Origin of the sequence: Kribbella sp. VKM Ac-2568 (genome assembly GCF_004345365.1) — a bacterium.
GTDB lineage: Bacteria > Actinomycetota > Actinomycetes > Propionibacteriales > Kribbellaceae > Kribbella > Kribbella orskensis.
Map to the genome: position 1 here is coordinate 59296 of NZ_SLVF01000017.1, position 23829 is coordinate 83124.

Below are 23829 nucleotides of genomic sequence, written 5' to 3' on the forward strand. Positions count from 1 at the left end.
CCCTGAGTGTTCTCGGGTGGTCAGCGTGCGCGGAGCACGCTGACCCGAGGCGTCAGCTCAGCGCGGTACGTCGCCGCGCCAGGCGCCGGTCTCGCCGCCACGCTCCTCGATGAAGGTCTTGAACCGCTCCATGTCGCCCTTGACCCGGCCCTCGATCACGCCGAGCTTGTCGCCGACCGTCTCCAGGAACCCGTCCGGGTCGATGTCCATCTGCGCGGTCACCCGCGTGGAGGAGTCGGTCAGCTTGTGGAACGTCACGACACCGGCGTGTTGCGGACCGGAATCTGACTTCCAGGCCACCCGCTCGTCCGGGTGCTGCTCCGTCACGGTGGCGTCGAACTCGCGCGTCGCTCCACCGACCTTGACCACCCAGTGGTTGTGGGTGTCGTCGAGCTGACGGATCTCCGCGACGCTGTCCATGAACTGCGGGAACGACTCGAACTGCGTCCACTGGTTGTACGCCGTGGTCACCGGGACGTCGACGTCGATCGACTGGGTGATGCTGCTCATCCGAATGCCTCCTGAGGTGGCTCGTTGGCGCTTGGGGTGGACGAACCCCCGGTACCCGCCGCCATCAGTCCGACGCGGAACCTCTGCGTGCTCCCGATCACGCCCCACCGCAAGTCCCCGCTTCTCCGAGTTGTCGCGTCCCGTTGGTGTGGCCGGGGGTACCGGTAGCCACCTGCCCACGGACGCGAAGGAAAAGCCATGCCTCCGAAAAGCAAAACTGGTAGTGCTCCTCGACGATCGACCGCGAAGCCGGCCGTGCCGCAGCGGAGTACCGAGGAGCAGCCGGTTGAAGCGGCCGAGGGACGGCTGCAGACGAGCGCGCTGCTCACCACGGCGCAGGGGGTTCGGCTGGCGGACACTGATCACTCGCTGAAGGCCGGGCCGCGCGGACCGAGCCTGATGGACGACTTCCACCTGCGGGAGAAGATCACCCACTTCGACCACGAGCGCATTCCCGAGCGGGTCGTGCACGCGCGCGGTGCTGCTGCCCACGGGACGTTCAAGGCCTACGGCAACGCAGGCGCCGCGACCAAGGCGGGTTTCCTCCAGCGCGGCCGCGAGACTCCGGTGTTCGTCCGGTTCTCGACCGTGCTCGGTTCCCGCGGCTCGGCCGACACCGTCCGGGACGTGCGCGGCTTCGCGGTGAAGTTCTACACCGAGGAGGGCAACTTCGACCTCGTCGGCAACAACATGCCGGTCTTCTTCATCCAGGACGGCATCAAGTTCCCGGACATCATCCACGCCGCCAAGCCGCACCCGGACCGCGAGATCCCGCAGGCCCAGAGCGCTCACGACACCTTCTGGGACTTCGTCTCGCTGCACACCGAGGCCACCCACCACGTCATGTGGGCGATGTCCGACCGCGGCATCCCGCGCTCGTACCGGACCATGGAAGGCTTCGGCGTCCACACTTTCCGGCTCGTGAACGGCAAGGGCGAGACCTGCCTGGTCAAGTTCCACTGGAAGCCTGTCGCGGGCGTCCACTCGCTCGTCTGGGAAGAGGCGCAGCTCGCGGCCGGAACGGATCCCGACTTCCACCGCCGCGACCTGGCCGACGGGATCGACGGCGGCGCTCCGCTGGAGTTCGAGCTCGGCCTGCAGATCATGCCCGACTCCGCGGACCAGACCTTCGAGGGCATCGACCTGCTCGACCCGACCAAGATCGTGCCCGAGGAGCTGTGCGAGGTCCAGCTGGTCGGCAAGCTCACTCTGGACCGCAACCCGACGAACTACTTCGCCGAGACCGAGCAGGTCGCCTTCCACACCGGCAACCTGGTCCCGGGCGTCGAGGTGACCGACGACCCGCTGATGCAGGCCCGGCTGTTCTCGTACCTCGACACCCAGCTGACCCGTCTGGGCGGACCGAACTTCACCCAGCTGCCGATCAACTGCCCGCACGCCGCGGTCAACGACAACCTGCGCGACGGGATGCACCAGACCGCCGTGCACCGCGGCGTCGCGCCGTACCTGCCCAACAGCCTCGGCCGTGAGGGTGAGCCAGTCCCCGCCGAGGAGGGCGAGGGCGCCTTCGTCCACGTGCCGCGCGAGGTCAGCGGTCCCAAGGTGCGGGAGAGCCCGGCATCCTTCGCGGACCACTTCTCCCAGGCCACGCTGTTCTGGGCGAGCATGACCGAGATCGAACGCGTCCACATCGTCGAGGCGTTCACCTTCGAACTGGGTAAGTGCTACGAGCAACCAATCCGCGAACGCATGCTGACCGTCCTGGCCCAGATCGACTCCGGGCTGTGTCAAGCCGTCGCAGAAGGACTCGGGCTGCCCGCACCCAAAGGCTCACCGGCCACCGAGGTGACGCCCTCCCCTGCCTTGTCCCAGATCGTCACCACTCCCGGACCGATCGCAGGACGGGTGATCGGCGTGGTCGCCGCCGACGGCTCCGACCTGGCCGGCATCACCAAGCTGCGCCGCGCGGTAGAAGCCCAAGGCGCCGTACTACGACTGCTCGCTCCTTCGGGTGGCACCGTCAAGAGAGGACGCTCGACCCAGCTGGTCGAGCGCACCTTCCTGACCACCCGTTCGATCGAGTACGACGCCCTGGTCATCGCCGCGGGCAACCCGTCGCTGAAGGACATCAAGCTGACCGTCCTGCTCGGGGAACTCTTCCGGCACTGCAAGGTGATCGGCGCCTGGGGCGACGGCGAGCAGGTGCTCACAGCAGCCGGCATCGACACCGCTGCGCCGGGCATCGTGCTCGGCGACTCGATCGCCAAGCCGTACACGACCGACCTCCTTGCAGCAGTCGGCCTACACCGAGCCTGGGACCGCGCCGAACTCGTGATGGCGCAGTGAGCCTGGGCGGATGCGGTGTGTAGAGCCGGGTACCGGGGCGCGGCAAATCTCCGCGTCGCTGGTGCGACGCGATTCTGAACAGAGAGGACCAGTGCCATGGCGAGCGATGTCGTCGATCTGATCATGCAGGACCACCGTGAGGTGGAGCGACTGTTCGACGAGCTGAAGAGCGACCCGGAGAAGCGGCCGAACCTCGTGCCGGTGCTGACCACGTTGCTGACGGCGCACAGCCGCGCCGAGGAGGCCGAGGTCTACCCGGCGGCCGCCAAGGAGGCAGGCGAGTCCGACGACGTCGCACACAGCCAGGAGGAACACGTCGAGGCCGACCAGCTGCTCGCCAAGCTGGCCGACACCGACCCCGGTTCGCCGAACTTCGACAGCGTGCTGCAGGAGCTCGTCGACGCGGTCACCCACCACGTCGAGGAGGAGGAGAGCAAGGTTCTGCCGGGAATGCGGGCGAACCTGAGCCAGCAACGCCTCGCCGAGCTCGCGGACGCCTTCGCGGCCAGCCGGAAGGACCATCTCGGCGAGCAGCCGGACGACATCACCCGCGAGGAGCTGCTGCAGCAGGCTCGCAATGCCGAGGTCAGCGGTGTCGCTTCCCTCGGCAAGGACGAGCTCAAGAAGAAACTGCAGGAGCACGCAAGCGAGTAACGGTGGGTGCCTCTGCCGGCGGGGCCCCTTTCACGAGCCGTCGTCGAGCAAGGGCCACTGAGGCAGTTCTGACGTGATTGGGCCGGGGCACCGGATCTGTACCAGGGGCGTGCGGCTCTCGAGGGCCGCACGGCTCCAGGTCCCGGGCGTTCAGCACAGCAGCGCCCGGGACCGCCTTCCGCGCAGACCGAGGCACCGATAAATGACCTGCGACGCCGGGCGCAGGCGATTAAGGTCGTGAATCCCTCTCCAGTAAGGGATTTCCGTTGCCTGTGACCGCCTGGATCACCCGTGCGGAGGCTGCTGCCGATGTGGCGGCGATCCGTGACGTCAACCTGCAGGCGTTCGGCAACGACTACGAGCCGGACGTGATCGAGAAGCTGCGCGCCGATCCGGCCTCGTGGTTGCCCGGGTTGTCGATCGTCGCGACCACCGAGGACGGCAAGGTCGTCGGCCACGTCCTGCTCAGCCGCTGCCGCATCGACGAGACGCCCGCAGCAGCACTCGGACCTTGCGCTGTTCTCCCCGACTATCAGAAGCAAGGCGTCGGCAGTGCTGTCATCCGTACTGCGCTGGCGGCGGCGCGGGCTCAGGGCGAGCACCTCGTCGTGCTGCTGGGTCATCTCGAGTACTACCCACGTTTCGGCTTCAGGCCTGCCTCGACCTTCGGGATCGACGCCACCTTCGAGACCGGCCCCCACTTGATGGCGCTCCCCCTCGACGACACTCCTGTTCCGTCCGGCACGATCCACTACCCACCGCCCTGGGGCCTCTGAACCAGCCTTCCGTATACAAACCGCCCTCACACTCCCTGCGCCAGAGGTCGGCCGGCGCCGGGGCGAGAGGCGTGCGACCAGCCCGCCGGCTGGCATCCGCCACGGGCTATCGGCGGGCCGGCCAGCTCCGCGGCGCCCGGGCCGCCGGGCATTCCTCGGCATCCCATGCATCGGACCACTTGCCTCGCGGCACCCCTGGATAACTGTCCGATAACGCTCAGAACCAAGCCCGATGTCCGATTACTGGACAATTGTTCCGTCAATCGGAACATTCATCAGGGTGTCCCGCCCATCCCTCTCGCAGACATGGAGAAATCGCCAACGGCCCTCGCGGCGGCCGACGGCGGGTGGTTGCGGCCTCTCCAGGAGGTGTCCCCGCGAAAAGGTTGAGACAAACTCGCCGAATCACTTGCGCTCCTGCCTTGTATACATGAAACAGTCTGCAGAACCGCTCATTCAGGAGACCGAAAATGCCCCGTCGAACTCCCTCGTCACTGAACCGCTCCAGCCGACTCCCCCGCTTCCGCCTCGGTGCGGGGCGCACCGGCTCCCTCCGAACCGCCCCGGTCGGCGCCGCGGTCGCGGTGGTCGTGCTGGCCCTCGTCGGTACCGCATGCTCGTCGGTCGAACCAGCCGGAGAACAGCCGAGCGGGCAGAGTTCGGCGGACCAGGATGTCTTCGGCGAGCCCGCGGACGCCGCGCAGGTGAAGGACGGCGGCACGCTGACGGTCGCCCTGTCCGCGGACCCGGACAAGCTGGACCCGTCGCTGTCGCGCAGCCTCTACTCGCGGTACGTGTTCCACACGATGTGCGAGAAGCTCTACGACCTCGGCCCGGACGCCAAGATCGTGCCGCAGCTCGCCACCGCGCTGCCGACCATCTCTCCCGACGGTCTGAGCCTGACCATCCCGCTGCGCGAAGGCGTGAAGTTCGCCGACGGCGGCACGCTCGACTCGAACGCCGTGAAGGTGTCGATCAACCGGGGTCTCACCATCACCGGCTCCGGCCGCAAGAGCGAGCTCGGTCCGATCACCTCGATCGAGACGCCGGACGCCAAGACGGTGGTGATCAAGCTGTCCAAGCCGTTCGCCCCGCTCACCGCGGCGCTGGCGGACCGGGCCGGCATGGTGCTCAGCCCGGCCGCGGTCAGCAAGCTCGGCGACAACTTCTCCACCGCGCCGGTCTGCGTCGGGCCGTTCAAGTTCGCCAGCCGGGTCGCGCAGAACTCGATCAAGGTGGTCAAGGACCCGCTGTACTACGACGCCGCCAAGGTGCACCTGGACGCGATCGAGTACCGGATCATCACCGACTCCAGCATCCGGTCGGCCAACCTCCGCTCGGGTGACGCGCAGATCGCGGACTCGCTGTCGACCCAGGACGCGCCGACGCTGCAGAAGGACGCCAGCATGACCGTCCTGCAGTCGCAGTCGCTCGGATACCAGGGCCTGACGATCAACATCGGCAACGCGAACGGAGTCGGCAACCCGAAGAAGCAGCTCGACAGCCCGATCGCCAAGGACCCGCGGGTCCGCCAGGCACTCGACCTGTCGATCGACCGGGCGGCTCTGGTCAAGACGATCTTCAACGGGCTGAACACGGTCGCCTGCTCGCCGATCTCGCCGAAGAGCGAGTTCACCTCCGACGCCGCCCAGGTCTGCCCCGCGCACGACCCGGCCAAGGCCAAGGAACTCCTCGGCCAGGCAGGCGTCACCACGCCGTACAAGGTCGAGATGATCACCTCGAACAACCCGGACAGCCTGCGGTTGGCCCAGGCGTTGCAGGCGATGGTCAAGGACGGTGGGTTCGAGCTGGTGATCAAGCCGGTCGAGTACGCCTCGCTGCTCGACCAGCAGGACCGCGGTGACTTCGAGCTGCTGCAGCTCGGCTGGTCCGGCCGGGTCGACCCGGATGCGAACACCTTCAACTTCGTCGGCAGCGAGGGCAGCCAGAACGTGGCCGGCTACAGCAGCCCCGAGCTGGACAAGCTGCTCACCGACGCCCGGCAGTCGAAGGACCAGGCCGAGCGGGTCAAGCTGTACGGCGACGTGGTCACCAAGCTGCAGCAGGACGACCCGCTGATCTACATGTACCGGCAGCGCAACCTGACCGGCGTCTCGAAGAAGGTGCTCGGCGTGCAGACCTACCCGGACGGCGTGATCCGCACCGCGTTCGCCGCCTACGCCAAATGACGGCGCCCATGACGGCACACAGCTCGGCTGACCGACGGCAGGGAGCGCCATGAATCGCTACCTGCTCGGCCGGCTCTGGCAGTCGCTCGTCACGTTGCTGCTGGCAACGATCGTGGTCTTCCTCGGGGTCCGGGCGCTGCCCGGCGACCCGGCGCTCGCGCTGGCCGGGGAGGACCGCGATCCGGAGTCGCTGCGCGCGATCCGCGAGCAGTACGGGCTGGACGACTCGCTGATCGTGCAGTTCTGGCAGTTCGTCAGCCACGCCCTCCGGGGTGACCTCGGGGTGTCGATCAGAACGGGTGAGAGCGTTGTCTCGATGCTCAAGAGCGCGCTCCCGGTGACGATGGAGTTGTCCGCGCTGGCGATCCTGGTCGCCAGCGTGCTCGGGGTCGGCGCCGGCGTTGTCGCTGCCGTCCGCCGGGGCCGCCCGGCCGAGTGGGCTGCCAACGCCCTGGCGCTGCTCGGGCTGTCCGTGCCGAACTTCTGGCTCGGCCTGATGGCGATCCTCTACCTGTCGGTGGCGCTGGGCCTGTTCCCGGCCTCGGGCTTCGTGCCGTTCTTCACCGATCCGATCGCCAACCTGCACCACCTGGTTCTCCCGGCGCTGATCCTCGGCACGGGTCTGGCCGCGGTGATCATGCGCCAGACCCGGTCCTCGATGCTGGACGCGCTCTCCGCGGACTACATCCGGACCGCAGAGGCCAAGGGACTGCCGTCGAGCGCGGTGATCGGCCGGCACGCGTTGCGGAACAGCCTGATCGTGGTGATCACGATCGTCGGTCTGCAACTCGGCGCCCTGATCTCCGGGGCCGTCGTGACCGAGCGGATCTTCGCGCTGCCGGGGTTCGGCAAGCTCACGGTCGACGCGGTGTTCCAGCGGGACTACCCGGTGATCCAGGCGGTCGTGCTGGTCACCGCCACGGCGTACATCATGATCAATCTGCTGGTGGACCTGCTCTACTCGGTGATCGATCCGCGGATCCGCGTGCGAGGTGAGGTCTGATGGCCATCGCAGACGTCACTGTCACCGCCGGCATGCCGCTGGCCTCACGCCGGCGCAAGGTGCTCCGCCGGATGCTGCGCAACCCGCTGGCGATCACCGGTCTCGTCGTACTCGGGATAGCGGTTCTGCTGGCGGTGTTCGCCCCCTGGATCGCGCCGCACGAGCCGACCGAGACCCACCTGGACCTGGCGTTCGCGCCACCCGGCACGCCGGGGTATCTGCTCGGCACCGACGACCTGGGCCGCGATGTCCTGTCGCGGATCATGTTCGGCCTCCGGGCGTCCCTGCACGTCGGGTTGCTCGCGGTGGCCACCTCGCTGGTGGTCGGCATACCGCTCGGGCTGATGGCCGGATACTTCCGCGCGATCGACGCGCTGATCTCGCGATTCACCGACCTGGTGCTGGCGTTCCCGTTCCTGATCCTCGCGGTCGGGCTGGCCGCGATCCGCGGCGCGAGCCTCGGCAACGCGGCGATCGCGATCGGCATCGCGCAGATCCCCGGCGTGATCCGGATCGTCCGCTCGGAGACGTTGCGGCTGAAGTCGCTCGACTTCGTCTCGGCCGCGATCGTCGAGGGCGCCGGTGATCCCTGGGTGCTCGGCCGGCACATCCTGCCGAACGCGGCCTCGGTGATCATCGTGCAGGCGACCGTCGCCATCCCGGCGGCGATCCTGGGTGAGGCCGTGCTGTCGTTCCTCGGCCTCGGCATCCAGCCACCCGCGCCCAGCCTCGGCACGATGCTGTCCGACGCACAGCAGTTCGCTGCCCGCGCACCCTGGGCCGCCGTCATGCCGGGTCTGGCGATCATGCTGCTGACCCTGGCCTTCAACATCGTCGGCGACAGCCTGCGCGACGCCCTCGACCCGAAAGCGAGCCGCCGATGACCAGCGGACCGGTACTGAAGGTCACCGACCTCTCGGTCACGTTCCGGACCGAGGACGGACCCCTGTCGGCGGTGGATCGGGTGAGCCTGGAGGTAGGCGACGGCGAGGTGCTGGCAGTAGTCGGCGAGTCCGGCTGCGGCAAGAGCGTCACCGCGATGAGCCTGGCCGGCCTCCTCCCCCGCTCGGCCACTGTCGACGGCTCTGTCCAGCTGGACGGAGTCGAGCTCATCGGCGCGGACAAACGCACACTGCGGTCGATCCGCGGCCGCGAGGTGGCGTACATCTTCCAGGAGCCGATGACCTCCCTGAACCCCGTCTTCACCGTCGGCCGCCAGATCGGCGAGGTACTGCAGGTCCACATCGGCCTGTCCCGTCAGGCAGCGCGCAGGCGGGCCGTCGAACTCCTCAAGCTGGTCGGCATCCCGTCGGCCGAGCGACGGGTCGACGACTACCCGCACCAACTCTCGGGCGGGATGCGGCAGCGCGTGATGATCGCCATGGCCGTCGCCTGCGACCCGAAGGTGCTCATCGCCGACGAGCCGACCACCGCGCTCGACGTGACGATCCAGGCCGGCATCCTCGACGTACTGCGGGCGCTGCGCGAGCGGCTCGGCACCAGCGTCGTACTGATCACCCACGACCTCGGCGTGGTCGCCGACCTGGCCGACCGGGTGGCGGTGATGTACGCCGGTCGCGTGGTGGAGACGGCCGACGTCCACGAGTTGTTCGCCCGGCCCCAGCATCCCTACACGTCCGGGTTGCTGGCCGCCTCGCCTTCAGCGGGCAGGCACGCGGGCACCCACCGGCTCAACGAGATCCCCGGCCTGGTGCCGGTGCTGGCCTCACAACCTGACGCCTGCACGTTCGCCGACCGCTGCCCCCAAGCGCTGGACACCTGTTCTGCGAAGCAACCCGCTCTGGAATCGGGGAGTCACCGAGTGGCCTGCTGGAATCCCGTGCGACAACCGGTGGAGGTCTGATGACCGAGTACGCGCTCGAGCTCGAGAACCTCGTCATGCACTTCGGCGCGGTCCGTGCCGTCGACGGCGTCTCGCTGCAGATCCCCAAGGGCTCGGTGGTCGCGCTGGTCGGCGAGAGTGGCTCAGGCAAGTCCACTGTCGGCCGCTGCATCGTGCGACTGCTGGAACCGACCGAAGGCACAGTCCGCCTCGCGGATGCCGACATCACCCACCTCAATCGCCGCAGGCTGCGTCCACACCGTCGGGACGTGTCCATCGTCTTCCAGGACCCGGCCGGATCGCTGGACCCACGCTTGACCGTGGGCGACATCGTTGGCGAACCACTGCGGCTGATGCGCCGTCGCGGCGACCTTCCCGCCGAGCAGCGGGACATCTCGTCGGCAGTGGCCGAATCGCTGCGCCGGGTGGGCCTGCGCCCGGAGGTGGCCCAGCGGTCGCCGCACGAGCTGTCCGGTGGCCAACGGCAACGAGTCAGCATCGCCCGGGCGCTGATCTCGTCACCACGACTCCTGGTCGCGGACGAGCCGACCAGTGCGCTCGACGTGTCCGTGCAGGCGTCCGTGCTCAACCTGCTGGCAGATCTGCAGCGGGACCTCGGCTTCGCCTGCCTGTTCATCACCCATGACCTGTCGGCCGTCGAGTACCTGGCCGATGAGGTCGCGGTGATGTACCTGGGCCAGCTGGTCGAGCAAGGCCCGCGCGAGCGAATCTTCGGAGTACCGGCTCATCCCTACACGCAGGCGTTGCTCTCGGCGGCGCCGGTGCCGGATCCGTCAACGCAACGCTCCAGGCGACCGGTACTGCTCGGTGACGACCTGCCGTCGGCCATCGACCCGCCGCCCGGCTGCCGGTTCCACACCCGCTGCCCGGTAGCTGTGGAGCGCTGCAAGACGGAGGTGCCGGAGTCCCGCGTGATCGGCGAGGGCGGACACCGCGTCGCCTGCCACCTGGTGAACGATGACGGCACCGGCCCGGACGTCCGTGACCTACCCACTGCCACTGCCTCTCTGACCGATACGACAACCCCAGAACCGAAGTCCGATGGAGCCACTGAAGTGACCACGGCAAGAGGAGCTGCTCGATGACCTTCACGACCCGGCCTACCCTGCGCGGCACGTTCGGGATGGTGTCGTCCACGCACTGGCTCGCGTCCCAGTCGGCGATGCGGATCCTCGAGCTCGGGGGCAACGCCTTCGACGCCGCGGCCACCGCGGGGTTCGTGCTGCACGTGGTCGAGCCGCACCTGAACGGCCCGGGCGGCGAGGTCCCGGCGATCATCGCGACAGCGGCCGACCCGACGCCGCGCGTGCTGGCCGGCCAGGGAGTCGCTCCCGCCGGTGCCACGATCGAGCACTTCCGCTCCCTCGGGCTGTCGCTCATCCCGGGCTCCGGGCCGCTTGCGGCCGCAGTACCGGGCGCTGTCGACGCGTGGTTGTTGCTGCTGCGTGACCACGGCAGCCTGGCGCTGCGGACTGTGCTGGAGCCTGCGATCGGCTACGCACGCAACGGCCACCCGCTCGTAGCACGCGTCGGCGACACGGTCCGGACCGTCCAGGACCTGTTCACCGATCACTGGCAGACCTCTGCCGAGCTCTGGCTGCAGGGAGGCACGCCGCCGAGCGCCAACAAGCTGTTCCGCAACCCGGCGTACGCCGACACGCTCGAGCGGATCCTGACCACGGCCGAAGGAGCCGGGCCGGATCGGGTCGCGCAGGTCGAGCGGGCTCGCACCACCTGGCGGGAGGGCTTCGTCGCCGAGGCGGTCGACAAGTTCGCGCGGCTGCCGCATCGGGACTCCAGTGGCGAGGACCACGCCGGCCTGATCACCGGTGACGACATGGCGTCGTTCCAGGCGAGCTGGGAGGAGCCCGCGACTCTCGACTGGCAAGGTCACACCGTCGCCAAGACCGGTCCGTGGGGCCAGGGCCCGGCGCTGCTCCAGTCGCTGGCCGTGCTGGCCGAGCTCGGTGATCCCGCCTCCCTGGACCTCACCAGCGCTGAGGCGGTCCACACGACCACGGAGGTCACGAAGCTCTCGTACGCCGACCGCGAGGCCTGGTACGGCGACGGCGCGGACGTGCCGCTGAAGACCCTGCTCTCCCCCGCGTACGCCGCTCAGCGGGCTCGCCTGATCGGTCCGGACGCCACCTTCGAACTGCGTCCCGGCAGCCCGGACGGGCGGCAGCCGCACCTGGCATCCATTGCCTCTGGCAACAACCAGGGCGACGCGACGACCGGTGAGCCGACGGTGTCGTCCGACGGCGTGACCCGCGGCGACACCTGCCACGTCGACGTCATGGATCAGTGGGGCAACGTCATCTCCGCGACCCCGAGCGGTGGCTGGTTGCAGTCGTCCCCGACGATCCCGGAGCTCGGGTTCTGTCTCGGCAGCCGGTTGCAGATGTTCTGGCTGGAGGAAGGGCTCGCGTCGTCGCTGGCGCCGGGGCGGCGGCCGCGGACCACGCTGACGCCGACGCTGGTACTGCGCGACGGTGCGCCGGTGCTCGCGTGTGGTTCACCGGGTGGCGACCAGCAGGACCAGTGGCAACTGCTCTTCCTGCTGCGGAACCTTGTCGGCGGGCAGGACCTGCAGGAGGCGATCGACGCACCCGCCTGGCACACCACGGGCTTCCCGTCGTCGTTCTACCCGCGGGCGGTCGAGCCCGGCAGCCTGGTGATGGAGAGCCGCCTGGGGACCGCAGTACGGGACGACCTGGTACGCCGTGGGCATGTGGTGACCGAGGCGGATCCCTGGAGCCTCGGCCGGCTCTGCGCGGTCAGCCGCGAGGCGGATGGCGTACTCGCCGCGGGCGCTAACCCTCGGGGCATGCAGGGCTACGCCACCGGCCGCTAGCGATCACGTCAGGCGGTCGCCTCAGGCGGCCGCCTGCTGGCCGACAGTCCGAGCGGCCGCCTGCTGACGGTCAGTCCGAGTGCAGTGCGGCTGTGGCGGCTGCCTCTACGTGGAGGCGGGCCGCCTCGGCCGCGGCTTCTCTGTCGCCGGCGGCGATCGCGTCGACCACGCGGATGTGCTCCTCCCAGGAGTGCGGCGCCCGCTGGGCCGCACCGAGCCGGAACACCCAGTGCACGTGGTGGTACATCGCGGCGGACAGCGACGCGAGCCAGCGGTTGCCGCTGATCTCGATCACGGCCAGGTGGAGTGCGCTGTTCAGCTCGGCCACCTGATCGAAGTCCTTGGCCTCGGTCGCCGCGCTGGCTTCCTCGAGCAACCGACGCAAGCGGGCGACGTCCTGCTCAGTGGCCCGCTCGGCAGCCAGCCCGGCCGCCAGTGTCTCCAACTGCTGCCGCACGGCGAACAGATCCCGGATCGCCGTCTCGTCCAGGGTCGCGACCACCGCGCCCCGGCGCGGCAGGATCTGCACGAACCCCTCGGTCTCCACCACCCGCAGCGCCTCGCGCACCGGGTTGCGGGATACGCCGAAGTCCTCGGCCAGCCTGTTCTCCGTCAGCCGTTCACCCTGCGCGTAGTCCCCGTCGACGATGCGCCGCCGCAGCTCACTGAGGACCTGATCCCGCAGCGCCAGGTGGTCACCACCGATCGTCCGCGCCTGGTCTCCCCCGTACTGCTGATCCACCCCGAGCTCCCCTCTCACCTGAACCTGCCCCCGCACCCCGCGGGTACCGCTGGACCGCAGTACCGCCGCACGGTTCCGCAGCACACTACCCGGCCGCGGAACCGCGATCGACGGAAACCCGCTTGCCCGGATCGGACCGGGTTGGCTACGTTGCGGGCTTGTCCATCCACCTCACGCCGCTGACCGATCCCGACTACCGGCCGTTCAGCCGACGGATCGCCTGGCTCGCCTCGGACGCCGACGGCAACCCGGTCGGCTCGGCGTACCTCCGGCTGATCAGCAAGGCGACCCAGGAGCACCTGACCGAGCTCGAACTGGCGGTCCACCCGGCCGAGCGCCGCAAGGGCATCTGCTCCCGGCTGCTCGCCGCCGCGACCGAGGCAGCCCGGGACAACGACGCCCGCATCGTCCTCGCGGACGCCACCGCCGGTACTCCGGGTGACCACTTCCTGGCGAGCCACGGCTTCACCGTCGGACTCACCCTTTACTTCGCGAGGCTGCCCGTCGCCGGGATCGACGACGAAGTACTGGCGTCCGCGCTCGAGGCGGATCACCCCGGGTACCGGCTCGAGTCGTGGCTCGGCGTGGTCCCCGACCGGCTCGCGGAGACCTTCGCGCAGGCACGGTCCGGGATGGACGACGCGCCCGTCGGGGACATCGACTACGGCACCGAGACCTGGGACGTCGAGCGGACCCGGTACGTCGCGCGCGTTGTCGAAGAGCGCGGCGACCACCTGTGGACAGTGGCCGCGGTCGAAGAGGCAACCGGCCGGATCGTGGGCTTCACCGAACTGGTCGTCCCCGGCGCCGGCAAAGGCGACGCGCAGCACTACGGCACCGCAGTACTGCCCGAGCACCGGGGACACGGCCTGGCCCGCTGGATCAAGGCCGAATCGATCCGCCAGGCCCGCGACCACTACCCCGACCTAGCCGGCCTACTAACGGACATGGCCGACACCAACACCGCCATGCGCCACCTCAACAACTCGCTCGGCTACCGCACCACCCACCACGTCCACCGCTACCGCCTACCGCTCACAGCAACCCCGCCAGCCGGTACAGCACCGGCGACCCCGCCACCGCCACGTTAAGACTGGCACCGGTGCCGATCATCGGGATCTCCACCACGACATCAAGCTGATCGAGCGCCTCCGCCGGCACACAGGTCCGGCGCTTCAGCGTGTTGCCACGTGCCAGAGCTTCGGGGACCCACGGCAGCTTCGGTACTGCGAGGCAGGCGCCGACCGCGTCGCAGGTGCGCAACAACGTGCCCCGGGCCATCGACGGCAACAGAAATCAACCGGCCACCAGGGTAGGGCAGATGCTCGGCATGAGCTACCTCAGGTGCCGAGGATCTTCTGTACTGCGGCGATGGTGATCGGGTGGTAGCCCGGGCGGGCTGCTGTGAAGACCTGGAGGGCGAAGTCCTTGCCGTCGGGGGTGTCTGCCAGGGCGCGGTAGACGGGTAGTACGAGCTTCATGCGGCCTACTCGGGTCAGGAAGCTCGCGAGTTCCTCGTATGCCGGGGTGTACGAGCTGGCGGCAACTAGGGAGTACCAGCGGCGGGCGATCTCGCCGTTCGCAGTACCGGTGAGTCCGAACTCCCGGTCGAGCTGCTGCAGTTGCTCGGCCGTCAGCACATCCGGTGCCGCGTCCAGGAAGCGCAGCCACTCCTGCGTGGTCCACTGCTTCGCCCCGGCCGGCAGCTCACCAGTGGTCAGCCAGCGCCGGCGGAGCTCGTCGACCAGCTGGAAGCGGGCCGAGTCCGCCCGCTCCGCGAATTGCGGGATCCCCGGCTGGTCCAGCCAGGCAGCGACCTCCTCGGCCGTCACCACTCCGGGATGGCGGTCGAGCAGCTGCTCCTGCAGGTGTCCGGCGAAGTCCTCCGAGTTGATGCTCCGGAAGGCGAACCGGTCGAAGTACCCGCGCAGGAACGGGTCGAACACCTCGCGGGTGAACCGCTCCTCCAGCCAGGACAGGAACCACGCGCCCTTGAGCGGACCGAGCCCACTGTTCCCGTGGTACTCCGTGCCGTGGTTGAGGCCCGGCAGCTCCACCGCCTGCTCCGCGAGGGAGAGCGGGTCCAGCTTGGTCACGGTCGAGTGCTGCTTGATGGCGGTCTCCATCACGGCCAGCTCGGTGCCGTAGACCGCCTCCACGATCCGGTTCTCGACGTAGGAGGTGAAGCCCTCGTTCAGCCAGATGTCGTCCCAGCTGTCCTGCGTCACCAGGTTGCCCGACCAGCTGTGCGCCAGCTCGTGCGCGACCACGTTGACCAGCGACTTGTCGCCGATCACCACGGTCGGGGTGGCGAACGTCATCCGCGGGTTCTCCATCCCGCCGTACGGGAAGGACGGCGGCAGCACCAGGATGTCGTAGCGGCCCCAGCGGTACGGGCCGAACAGCGCCTCGGTCACCCGCATCATCTGCTCGGTGTCGGCGAACTCGGCAGCAGCCCTCTTGGCCATCTCCGGCTCGGCCCAGACTCCCGACCGGTCGCCGATCCGCTCGAAGACGAGATCACCGGCCGCAATGGCCAGCAGGTACGACGGGATCGGCTCGGGCATCACTACGTCGTACGAGCCGGTACGCCGGGAGGTGGTGCCGTTCTCGGCGCTCATCAGCACCATCAGCTCGGGGGGAGCAGTCACGTGGGCGGCGTAGCTGAAGCGCACGCTCGGGGTGTCCTGCACCGGCACCCAGCTCCGCGCGTGGATCGCCTGCGACTGGCTGAACATGAACGGCAGCACGCCACCCGCGGTCATGGACGGCTCCAGCCACTGCAGGCCGGTCGCGGTCGGAGCGGTCCGGTAGCTGACCCGCACCCGCTCGTGTTGCCGCGTGCGGATGGTCAGCGCCGAGCCGAGCTCTTCGTCCGGCACGGAGAGGCTGTACTCCAACGGCTCCCAGTCGCCGTCCACGGCACCCTCCACTGCGCCTTCCACGGCCAGCACGGTGAGGTCCCGGGTGTCCAGCACCAGGCGGTCGCCCGGGCCACTCCAGGCGAGCGTATGGGTGGCCGTACCCGCCAGCACCTTGGCGGAGAAGTCCAGGTCGAGCTCGAGCTCGAGGTGGGTGGTACGGACCAGCGCCGGTTCGGCGTAGGAGTGGCGGTCGTGCGTCACAGAAGCTCCCGAGGATGAGGTCGTTCGCAGGACACTACCCAGCGAATCGGTCGATAACGCGGCCGATTAGAGCCACGGGCAGCACCGTGCCAAACCGGTTCACCCTTTGGCCCGCCCGGCACCATGGAGCCATGCGGGCCGCCGGACTGTCGCTGGCCGTGCTGCTGGCGCTGGCAACAGCCGCTTGTGACAGCAGCACCTCCACTCCTGCCCCCAGCCCGACCACTTCCAGCCCGACTGCTGCTCCCCCGCCTTCGAGTGGTCCGCCTACAACACCTGGCGGGACGCCAACCTCAAGCCCACCCCCACGGGCCTTCGACGCCGCTGCCGCCACGGCAACCGTCCGCTACCTCGCCGGCGAACTGGGCCCACGAGAAGCCACCAGCACTGAGTACCGCCGGGCGCTCGCCTGGTTGGAAACCAGGTTCGAGGCCGCCGGCTATCAGGTCAAGCGGCAGGCATTGCAGGTTCCTGCAGGTAACTCCTGGGGTGTTCCCGTCCGAGCCGGCACCACCTGGAACCTGATCGCCACCAAGCCCGGCTTCGACCGGTCCGCGCCACATCGGATCGTCGGCGCTCACCTGGACACCGTGCCCCAGGCACCGGGCGCAGAAGACAACGCCTCTGGTATCGCGGTCCTCCTCGGTACTGCGGAAAGCCTGCCCGCGCCGAAGCCGCCCACGGTGTTCATCGCCTTCGGAGCCGAGGAACCACGCGGCGACGGCGACAACCGGCACCACTACGGCTCACGCGCCTATGTCGCGTCCCTGCCCGCTGCCCAACGGAGGGCACTGCGCGGCATGGTCTCGCTCGACCGAGTAGGCGTGGGCTCGGTGGTACCGATGTGTACGGCGACCGCTGGGCAGGTGACGCTGCAGCGGGAGTTGCGTGCGGCGGCCGCCCGAGCCCGGGTGCCGACCCGCTCCTGCGTCAACAGATCCAGTGACCACTGGTCGTTCGTCCGCGCGGGCATGCCTGGCGTGAGGTTGGGCAGCACCCCGTACGCGGAGTACCACAGCGCCCGGGACCTGCCGCCCGTAGTACAGGCTGCTCAGCTCGGCCGGATTGGCCGAGTGCTCGCCGCCTGGCTGCAGAGCTAGCCAGGCGTGAGAGTCAGGCGTTGCGGATGTCGGCCAGGATTTGCTCTGCACGGGTTCCGCTGACGATGCGCGGGCTGAAGTCGGCACCAATCACGTACGGCGTGAGGCGGGCGGCCTTGAGGGTCTTGCCCCAGTAGGTGAGCTCGAGCAGAACGCCTTCCTGGGTCTGCTGGGAGAAGTCCATGTCGAAGACCAGGTTGCCCAGCGAGTGCGCGATCAGCTTGTTCGGCGGGTACTCGACTGCCTGCACCCAGTGCGGGTGGCCGCCGATCACCAGGTCGGCACCGGCCTTGGTGAGGGCCGTGGCGACAATGCGCTGGGCAGGGACGGGCTTGTGCGTGTACTGCTGGCCCCAGTGCGGCAGCACGACGACGACGTCGGACGCGGCTCGCAGCGCCTTGATCTGGCGGGTGAGAACACCCAGATCCGCCTGGTTGAGCGGCCCTGTCCGCGGCGGCATCCGTACCGAGAACGCACCCGGTGCCGTCGCCGTCGCGCGGGGAGTCTCGCCGATGGCATTGAAGGCCAGGAAGCCGAAGCGCACGCCGCTCCGGGTCACGACGACCGGGCGGCCGGCCTCGGAAAGGTTGCGTCCGGCACCTACCGGCTGGATGCCGCTCGCCCGGACCCGCTGAACCGTGTCGAGCAGAGCCTGGTTCTCGAAGTCGCCGGTGTGGTTGTTCGCCAGCGACAGGACGTCGACGCCGACGGCACGCAGCCCGGCCGTCACGCCGGGCGGAGCGGCGAAGGAATCGCCACCCTGTTGTGGTGCGCCTGCTCGGGAGAGCGTGCTCTCGAGGTTCACCACGGTGAGATCCGCGGCGGCCAGGCGAGGGCCGATCGCGCGAAGCGGTCTGGAGACGTCGCCGGTCCGCGCCGCCGCAGTCGCCACCCGTCGGCCCAGCATGACGTCACCACCGACGGTCAGATCGATGACCTCAGCAGCGGGAGTCGGGCCCGCAGTACGGAGTGCATAGCGGTCGGGGGCGCTGAAGGGGTCGACTCCAGCCACCGTCAGGGCTCGGACGCTTGGGCCGACCTTCGATGCCGGAGCCAACGCGAGGGCGTTGGGATTGTGCTCCACCAGGCGGAGCGAACTGACCACCTGGAATCCCCGCCACGACCTGGCACCTGAGGCGAGAGCGCGGGCAGCAGCCAAATCCACGTCCTGAGCCGCCCGCGTCGCATTCACCGCCAGGACGAGCGGCTCGGTCTGACCGGCCGTCGTCGGCCGTCCAGCACTCCCGCTCGGCGACGGCGAGACCGTGGCAAGGGGCGCCGAATCCGGTGGCTTGGTGGGCGGCGCAGTACTCGAGTCCGTGGACGAGCAGGCGGCGAGCACCGATGAACAGGCCGCGACCAGCATCGGGACAGCCACCACGCTCAATCGACTCCGACCCACCACCCCAACCAAGGTAATCGCCCCACCAGGCCCCATCTCGCCCCAACCGCCTCCGAAGCGTCTGCTGGCAGCCGGTCTGAAGGCGCGCACGGTGTTCTTCTGGGCCGTCGACTCGGGCGTACCCGTCCTCGGCCTCATGCTGACCGCTCTCCTGGCCCTGATCGAGCAGGACGTCTCCGCCACCCGCCCGGACCGGAGCGACGACCAACGAAGCCGCTCCGGCCGAAGCCGCCCACTGGAAGCCCGGCGACCAGGTCACCGTCCGCGGCCGCACCCAACCCACCCACCTGGCCATACCGTCCTGACCATCCGCCAGCACCCGTTGGGGTTCCCGTCCAGCCAGCCGTGTTCAGCTAGCCGTGCCTCGCCAGGAAGTCGTGCAGCAGCGCGGCTCCGTGCAGCATCGCTCGGCCGCGGCGGTCGTGGGCGGCGCGACGCTCGGCCACGGCCGCCCGCAATGCCTCGGTGCTCCCGGTCCGGCGCAAACCTTCCAGCACCGGACGGATCTGCTCGAAGCCGTACCGCCCCTGCCGCAGCATGTTGATGATCCGCGCGTCCCGCACCTGCAACGGCCCGTACCGCCTGTACTTCGTACCGGCCTCCCGCTCCGGCGACAACAACTCAGCCGCCTCCCACACCCGCAGCGTCGAGGTCTTCACACCAAGCTGCGCAGCGAGTTCACCGACGAGCAACGCCGGCCCCGGCGCCGCCCGAGGCTCGTCCAGGAACTCCTCCGCAGCCGCTCCCAACGCCTCACTCGCCGCATCCGTAGCAAGCCTCTGCTCGTGCAAGCCGGCGTGGCTCGCATCGATGAGCCGGAGCGCGGTCGATTCATCCCCCTCGTGTGCGGCCCGCATGATCGCGGTCGACACCTCACCCCCGAACCCCGGCGCCAGCCCGCGATACGTCAGCAACGCCCGCAGATGGTCGTCGTCGTACTGCCGATACCCCGACTCCGTCCGCGGCGCAGCAGGCAGGATCCCCGCAGCCTCGTAGTTCCGGACCGCCTGGGTCGACAGCCCCGCCTTCCTCGCCAGGTCCACGGGGCGCAGACTCACCACGAAGCTCCCTTCACCGGCCCTCGGACTCTGACGAACCGGTTGAGACCCTACCGACCGGCTCAGCGGCCGCCGGCGACGTCGACCATCGATCCTGTCATGTAGGAGGCGCGATCGGAGGCGAGGAACGCGATCAGCGCCGCGACCTCCTCGACCTTGCCCGGACGTCCGAGCGGCGGGGTCGTGCCGATCCGTTCCAGTCGGCCTTCCTCGTGGATGTCCGTCTCGATCAGCCCGGGCCTGATCCCGAGCACCCGGATGCCTTCCTTCGCGACCTCGTTCGCCAGACCGACGGTCAAGGTGTCCACCGCGGCCTTGCTGCTCGCGTAGTCGACGTACTCCCCGGCAGACCCGAGCACCGCCCCGCGGGACGACACGTTGATGATGACCCCGCCGTTCCCACCGCGCTCGGTCGACATCCGCCGTACAGCCGCGCCCGCGACCAGGAACGCGCCGATCGTGTTGATCCGGAACACCTGCTCCAACCGCGCGACGTCGTAGTCGGCGACCCGGCCGGCGGGCGACACCACGCCGGCATTGTTGATCACGGCACCGATCTGCCCGAGCTCCGCGGTCACCGCGTCGAAGAGCCGCTCGATGTCGTCCGCCTCTGCCACATCGGCCTGTACTGCGACCGCCCGCCGGCCGAGCTTCTCGCAAGCCGCGACCACCTGGTCCGCTTCGTCGGAACGCGTCCGGTAGTTCACCCCGACGTCCCAGCCGTCCTCGGCCAGCGCGACCGCCGCCGCGGCGCCGATCCCCCGGCTCCCACCAGTGATCAAGGCGGTCCCCCGCCTGGCCGCCGTCCCAGTCATCCGCTCACTCACACCCTCAGTCATGCGCTCAGCCTGCCATGGGCTCGACTGGTCAGCTCGGCCGCTTGCCCAGGCCGACCTGGACCTCGCTGTCGCTGAAGCCGAGCGCGCGGTACAGCCGGATCGCCAGGTAGTCCGGGTCCGCCACCATCACCAGCGTGTCCGCCCGCATCTCATCCAGCCCGTACCGCGACGCCTGGTGGACCAGGGTGCTGGCGATCCCGCGACCCCGGTAGTCCTCATGGGTCTGCACATTCTGGAAGCGGCCAACCCCCGAGCCGTCGGAGACGAGGCCGAGCGACGCCCGCAACCGCTCCCCGTCGAAGGCGCCGAACCACTGCGCGTGCCCGGCCTCGACGAGACTGCGTTCCGCCTCGGTCTTGCGCCGGTTGAACTCCTCGTACCCCTCGAGGTCCATCGAGTTGACCGCCAGGCTCAGCCCGACGAGCTGCTCCCAGTCGTCGTCACTGCTCAAGAACCGGTACTGCGAATCGACGTTGGGGCGAGCCGGCTCCCTGACCTGCTTCGCCGTCATCACCGTGCTCCGGTCCGTCTCGAATCCCGCGGCCGTCAGTTCCTCCTCGGCGCCGACCAGCCCGTCGGTGGTGTCGATGCCGAAGGCACCATGTTTCGCCTCCGGGAACTCCTGCCGGAAGACCTCCAGGCGGCCGCCCAGAGCACCCGGCGCGAACGGCGTCCGGTACAGCAGGTAGTTGCCCCACCAGAAGGTCGGATTCGCCGGCGTGCGGATGACGACGTACTCACCCTTGTCGGTCAGTTCGCTGCCGCTCAGCTGCAAGAGCATCAGGTCGGTCCGGTAGCCGAGGCTGGTGATGTTCACGCATCCATCGTCAGGTGCTCGTCAAGGCGATTTGCGCGACGGCTTCCAGAGCGGCGGCGCGACGCGCTGGGCGGCCGCGGCGATGTTCTGCTGCATGCCGCCGAAGATGACGCCGTGGAACGGCTTGATCGCCCACCAGTACAGATGCCCGGGCAGGCCGTGCGGATGGAAGAGCGCTCTCTGCCGGAAGATCGTGCGCTTCTCGTCGTCCTGGTCGACGATGAGCTCCAGCCAGGCCAGACCGGGCAGGCGCATCTCGGCGCGCAGGCGGAGCAGCTTGAGATCCTCGATCTCCTCGACCCGCCACCAGTCCAGCGGATCACCGACCGACAGGTCGTTCGGATTCCGCCGGCCGCGGCGCAATCCGGGTCCGCCGAAGACCCGGTCGAGCACGCCCCTGGCCCACCAACCCAGGCGCCACGAGTACCAACCGTTGCAGCCGCCGATCCCTTCGATCACCGACCAGAGTCGCTCGGGAGTCGTGGAGACAGCGCTCTCCCGTTCATCGACGTACAGCGAGCCGCCGGACCAGTCCGGATCGCTCGGGAACGGGTCGCTCGGTGCTCCCGGCGTCGCGGCGGAGGCCCAGGTCGTGGTGACGTCGAGGTCCTGCACGCGCTTGAGGCCCAGCTCGACGGCACGGTCGAAGCCGGTCAACCCGGGCTGGGGATCAGCGACGTACTGGGCGATGTCGTGTTCCTTGCAGACCACTTCGTGGATGAGGCTGTCCACCAATGGGCGGGCGATGCTGCTCGGCACTGGCGTCACCAGTCCGACCCAGTGGCTGGACAGCGACGGTGTCAGCAGCGGCAGGGTGGCGATCCGGCGGGGCTTGAGGTTCGCAGCCGCGGCGTACCGCTGCATCATGTCGCGATACGTCAGCACGTCCGGCCCGCCGATGTCGAAGCCGCGGTTGACCTCGGGCGGCATCGACGCGCTGCCCACCAGGTAATGCAGAACATCCCGTACGGCGATCGGCTGGATGCGGGTGCCGAGCCAGCGCGGAGTCACCATCACCGGGAGGCGATCGGTGAGGTGGCGGAGCATCTCGAACGAGGCCGAGCCCGAGCCCAGGATGACCGCGGCACGCAGCACGGTCGTCGGCACTCCGGAGGCGAGCAGGATCTCGCCGACTTCGCGGCGGGAATCCAGGTGCGGCGACAACTCCTCGTCCGCGGGGTAGAGCCCGCCGAGGTAGACGATCCGGCCGACGCCGGCGTCTCGCGCGGCCGCGCCGAACGTCATCGCAGTATGCCGATCGCGCGACTCGAACCGCTTGCCGGTGCCGAGGGCGTGGATCAGGTAGTAGGCGACGTCCACGCCTTCGAGGGCTGCGTCCAGCTGATGCCGGTCCCCCGCGTCAGCCTCGACCACCTCGACGTCGTCGTACCAGTCGCGGTCCTGCAGCCGCCGGGGATTCCTCGCCATCGCCCGCACCCGGTAGCCGGCCTTCAAGAGCTCGGGCACCAGCCGCCCACCGATGTACCCGGTAACACCCGTGACCAGAACCAGCTTGTTGTCCATAGACCCGCTCCAGTGCCCCCGCTCCGGGGAAACCAACGCGGAACACGCCGGAACCTATGCACGCCCATCCCCTGCCCGCCCTCTCCTGCCCGTCCCTTGCCCGCCCGTCCCCGCCCGCCCGTCCCTGCCCGCCCTTCTCTGCCCCACCCGCCTCGTTTCCCACACTTCTTACGGCCCGGCGTTGACATGCAACCTCACGGCTGCCTATGTTGGTCATGCAGCCACAAGGTTGCATGAATGAGTGGAGTGCGATGGATGACGAGGTGTTCCGGGCGCTGGGTGATCCCAGCCGGCGACTCCTGCTGGACCGCTTGAACCAGCGGAACGGGCAGACGCTGACGGAGCTCTGCGCCGATCTGGACATCACCCGGCAGTCGGTCAGCAAGCATCTGGCCGTCCTCGAGGGCGCCAACCTGGTGACCGTCGTCTGGCGCGGCCGGGAGAAGTTGCACTACCTGAACGCCGAGCCGATCAACGCCATCGCCGACCGCTGGATCAACCAGTACGACCGCCGGCGGGCGCATCTGTTCGCCGACCTGAAGACAGCATTGGAGCAGGAAACCGTGAGCGACAACGACTTCGTCTACACGACCTACATCAAGACGACCCCGGAGCGCCTGTGGAGGGCCCTCACCGACCCGGAGTTCACCCAGCAGTACTGGGGTGTTCAGCACGAGACCGACTGGAAGGTCGGCTCCCCGATGGCGTGGAAGCTGGGCGACGTCACCATGGCAGGCCCGGGCCAGAAGGTCCTCGAGCATGACCCGTACCGCCGGCTCGCCTTCACCTGGCACACCATCACCCCGGAGTTCGCCGCGGCCGTCGAGATGAGTGACGAACTGCTGGCCAAGACGAGCAGCGAGCCGCTCTCCCGGGTCAGCTTCGACCTCGAACCGGACGGCGACCAGGTTCGCCTCACCGTCATCCACACCGGCTTCGAACCCGGCAGCGAGATCCGCGCGATGATCACCGACGGCTGGACCCGCCTCCTCTCCGACCTCAAGTCCTTCACCGAGACCGCCCCCGCCCTCAACCCCACCCCCGCAACCACGCCCTAGCCCGGGG

Annotated in this window: 21 protein-coding genes; 12 read left to right on the top strand and 9 right to left on the bottom strand. The window is 69.0% G+C overall.

The window, feature by feature from the left end; all coding sequences use genetic code 11:
* Window positions 1-57 precede the first annotated feature (57 nt).
* Entirely contained in the window at window positions 58-510 is a 453-nt protein-coding gene (locus EV648_RS36905) for an SRPBCC family protein (protein WP_132300189.1), read from the bottom strand.
* Window positions 511-708: 198 nt separating this feature from the next.
* Here EV648_RS36905 and EV648_RS36910 point away from each other — a divergent pair, with 198 nt between their 5' ends.
* From EV648_RS36910 to EV648_RS36950, 9 genes are all read left to right on the top strand, one after another.
* Window positions 709-2817 (top strand): catalase, encoded by a 2109-nt coding sequence (locus tag EV648_RS36910; RefSeq protein ID WP_132300191.1) that lies wholly within the window; start codon window positions 709-711, stop codon window positions 2815-2817.
* 96 nt (window positions 2818-2913) lie between these two features.
* The gene (locus EV648_RS36915) at window positions 2914-3471 is read left to right on the top strand and encodes a hemerythrin domain-containing protein (protein WP_132300193.1); all 558 of its coding nucleotides are present in this window, start codon (window positions 2914-2916) and stop codon (window positions 3469-3471) included.
* A 272-nt stretch (window positions 3472-3743) separates the two neighbouring features.
* A complete protein-coding gene (locus tag EV648_RS36920; RefSeq protein ID WP_241995999.1) occupies window positions 3744-4247 on the top strand; it encodes a GNAT family N-acetyltransferase in 504 nt (167 codons plus the stop codon).
* Window positions 4248-4717: 470 nt separating this feature from the next.
* Window positions 4718-6436, top strand: a complete 1719-nt coding sequence (locus tag EV648_RS36925) for an ABC transporter substrate-binding protein (RefSeq protein ID WP_132300195.1) — start codon at window positions 4718-4720, stop codon at window positions 6434-6436.
* A 49-nt stretch (window positions 6437-6485) separates the two neighbouring features.
* A complete protein-coding gene (locus EV648_RS36930; RefSeq protein WP_132300197.1) occupies window positions 6486-7439 on the top strand; it encodes an ABC transporter permease in 954 nt (317 codons plus the stop codon).
* Window positions 7439-8323 (top strand): ABC transporter permease, encoded by an 885-nt coding sequence (locus EV648_RS36935; RefSeq protein ID WP_132300199.1) that lies wholly within the window; start codon window positions 7439-7441, stop codon window positions 8321-8323. The genes EV648_RS36930 and EV648_RS36935 overlap by 1 nt, the downstream gene beginning before the upstream one ends.
* Window positions 8320-9303, top strand: a complete 984-nt coding sequence (locus EV648_RS36940) for an ABC transporter ATP-binding protein (protein WP_132300201.1) — start codon at window positions 8320-8322, stop codon at window positions 9301-9303. The genes EV648_RS36935 and EV648_RS36940 overlap by 4 nt, the downstream gene beginning before the upstream one ends.
* The gene (locus EV648_RS36945; RefSeq protein WP_241995974.1) at window positions 9303-10388 is read left to right on the top strand and encodes an ABC transporter ATP-binding protein; all 1086 of its coding nucleotides are present in this window, start codon (window positions 9303-9305) and stop codon (window positions 10386-10388) included. Before EV648_RS36940 ends, EV648_RS36945 begins: the two co-directional genes overlap by 1 nt.
* On the top strand, window positions 10385-12157 hold the full coding sequence (locus EV648_RS36950) for a gamma-glutamyltransferase family protein (protein WP_132300203.1): 1773 nt from the start codon (window positions 10385-10387) through the stop codon (window positions 12155-12157). The genes EV648_RS36945 and EV648_RS36950 overlap by 4 nt, the downstream gene beginning before the upstream one ends.
* A gap of 70 nt (window positions 12158-12227) precedes the next feature.
* Here the strand turns inward: EV648_RS36950 and EV648_RS36955 are convergent, their stop codons facing one another.
* Window positions 12228-12899 (bottom strand): GntR family transcriptional regulator, encoded by a 672-nt coding sequence (locus tag EV648_RS36955; RefSeq protein WP_132300205.1) that lies wholly within the window; start codon window positions 12897-12899, stop codon window positions 12228-12230.
* A gap of 158 nt (window positions 12900-13057) precedes the next feature.
* Between EV648_RS36955 and EV648_RS36960 the strand changes: the two genes are divergently transcribed.
* The gene (locus EV648_RS36960; RefSeq protein WP_132300207.1) at window positions 13058-13990 is read left to right on the top strand and encodes a GNAT family N-acetyltransferase; all 933 of its coding nucleotides are present in this window, start codon (window positions 13058-13060) and stop codon (window positions 13988-13990) included.
* Here the strand turns inward: EV648_RS36960 and EV648_RS36965 are convergent.
* Both EV648_RS36965 and EV648_RS36970 read right to left on the bottom strand, forming a co-directional pair.
* Window positions 13935-14180, bottom strand: coding sequence for a hypothetical protein (locus tag EV648_RS36965; protein ID WP_132300209.1), 246 nt, complete (start codon window positions 14178-14180; stop codon window positions 13935-13937). The two genes, EV648_RS36960 and EV648_RS36965, sit on opposite strands and share 56 nt — an antisense overlap.
* Window positions 14181-14239: 59 nt before the next feature.
* Window positions 14240-16024 carry a M1 family metallopeptidase gene (locus EV648_RS36970; RefSeq protein ID WP_132300211.1) on the bottom strand — a complete coding sequence of 595 codons (1785 nt, stop codon included), beginning with the start codon at window positions 16022-16024 and terminating at the stop codon, window positions 14240-14242.
* Between the two features lie 131 nt (window positions 16025-16155).
* On the opposite strand from EV648_RS36970, the gene EV648_RS44845 reads away from it, so the two are divergent.
* The gene (locus EV648_RS44845) at window positions 16156-17124 is read left to right on the top strand and encodes a M28 family metallopeptidase (RefSeq protein WP_132300213.1); all 969 of its coding nucleotides are present in this window, start codon (window positions 16156-16158) and stop codon (window positions 17122-17124) included.
* A gap of 13 nt (window positions 17125-17137) precedes the next feature.
* Here EV648_RS44845 and EV648_RS36980 read toward each other — a convergent pair whose 3' ends face one another.
* From EV648_RS36980 to EV648_RS37000, 5 genes are all read right to left on the bottom strand, one after another.
* Window positions 17138-18502, bottom strand: a complete 1365-nt coding sequence (locus tag EV648_RS36980; RefSeq protein ID WP_158294174.1) for a CapA family protein — start codon at window positions 18500-18502, stop codon at window positions 17138-17140.
* Window positions 18503-18879: 377 nt separating this feature from the next.
* Window positions 18880-19584, bottom strand: coding sequence for a MerR family transcriptional regulator (locus tag EV648_RS36985; protein ID WP_132300217.1), 705 nt, complete (start codon window positions 19582-19584; stop codon window positions 18880-18882).
* Between the two features lie 62 nt (window positions 19585-19646).
* A complete protein-coding gene (locus tag EV648_RS36990) occupies window positions 19647-20423 on the bottom strand; it encodes an SDR family oxidoreductase (RefSeq protein ID WP_241995975.1) in 777 nt (258 codons plus the stop codon).
* Window positions 20424-20451: 28 nt separating this feature from the next.
* Window positions 20452-21240 carry a GNAT family N-acetyltransferase gene (locus EV648_RS36995; protein WP_132300219.1) on the bottom strand — a complete coding sequence of 263 codons (789 nt, stop codon included), beginning with the start codon at window positions 21238-21240 and terminating at the stop codon, window positions 20452-20454.
* Window positions 21241-21261: 21 nt separating this feature from the next.
* The gene (locus EV648_RS37000) at window positions 21262-22764 is read right to left on the bottom strand and encodes an SDR family oxidoreductase (RefSeq protein ID WP_132300221.1); all 1503 of its coding nucleotides are present in this window, start codon (window positions 22762-22764) and stop codon (window positions 21262-21264) included.
* A gap of 233 nt (window positions 22765-22997) precedes the next feature.
* Between EV648_RS37000 and EV648_RS37005 the strand changes: the two genes are divergently transcribed.
* Window positions 22998-23822, top strand: coding sequence for a metalloregulator ArsR/SmtB family transcription factor (locus tag EV648_RS37005; protein WP_241995976.1), 825 nt, complete (start codon window positions 22998-23000; stop codon window positions 23820-23822).
* Window positions 23823-23829 lie beyond the last annotated feature (7 nt).

Coding starts and splice junctions, on each gene's coding strand:
- EV648_RS36905 (WP_132300189.1), bottom strand. CDS start 510: ATGAGCAGCATCACCCAGTCGATCGACGTCGACGTCCCGGTGACCACG.
- EV648_RS36910 (WP_132300191.1), top strand. CDS start 709: ATGCCTCCGAAAAGCAAAACTGGTAGTGCTCCTCGACGATCGACCGCG.
- EV648_RS36915 (WP_132300193.1), top strand. CDS start 2,914: ATGGCGAGCGATGTCGTCGATCTGATCATGCAGGACCACCGTGAGGTG.
- EV648_RS36925 (WP_132300195.1), top strand. CDS start 4,718: ATGCCCCGTCGAACTCCCTCGTCACTGAACCGCTCCAGCCGACTCCCC.
- EV648_RS36930 (WP_132300197.1), top strand. CDS start 6,486: ATGAATCGCTACCTGCTCGGCCGGCTCTGGCAGTCGCTCGTCACGTTG.
- EV648_RS36935 (WP_132300199.1), top strand. CDS start 7,439: ATGGCCATCGCAGACGTCACTGTCACCGCCGGCATGCCGCTGGCCTCA.
- EV648_RS36940 (WP_132300201.1), top strand. CDS start 8,320: ATGACCAGCGGACCGGTACTGAAGGTCACCGACCTCTCGGTCACGTTC.
- EV648_RS36945 (WP_241995974.1), top strand. CDS start 9,303: ATGACCGAGTACGCGCTCGAGCTCGAGAACCTCGTCATGCACTTCGGC.
- EV648_RS36950 (WP_132300203.1), top strand. CDS start 10,385: ATGACCTTCACGACCCGGCCTACCCTGCGCGGCACGTTCGGGATGGTG.
- EV648_RS36965 (WP_132300209.1), bottom strand. CDS start 14,180: ATGGCCCGGGGCACGTTGTTGCGCACCTGCGACGCGGTCGGCGCCTGC.
- EV648_RS44845 (WP_132300213.1), top strand. CDS start 16,156: ATGCGGGCCGCCGGACTGTCGCTGGCCGTGCTGCTGGCGCTGGCAACA.
- EV648_RS36990 (WP_241995975.1), bottom strand. CDS start 20,423: ATGACTGAGGGTGTGAGTGAGCGGATGACTGGGACGGCGGCCAGGCGG.
- EV648_RS37000 (WP_132300221.1), bottom strand. CDS start 22,764: ATGGACAACAAGCTGGTTCTGGTCACGGGTGTTACCGGGTACATCGGT.
- EV648_RS37005 (WP_241995976.1), top strand. CDS start 22,998: ATGAATGAGTGGAGTGCGATGGATGACGAGGTGTTCCGGGCGCTGGGT.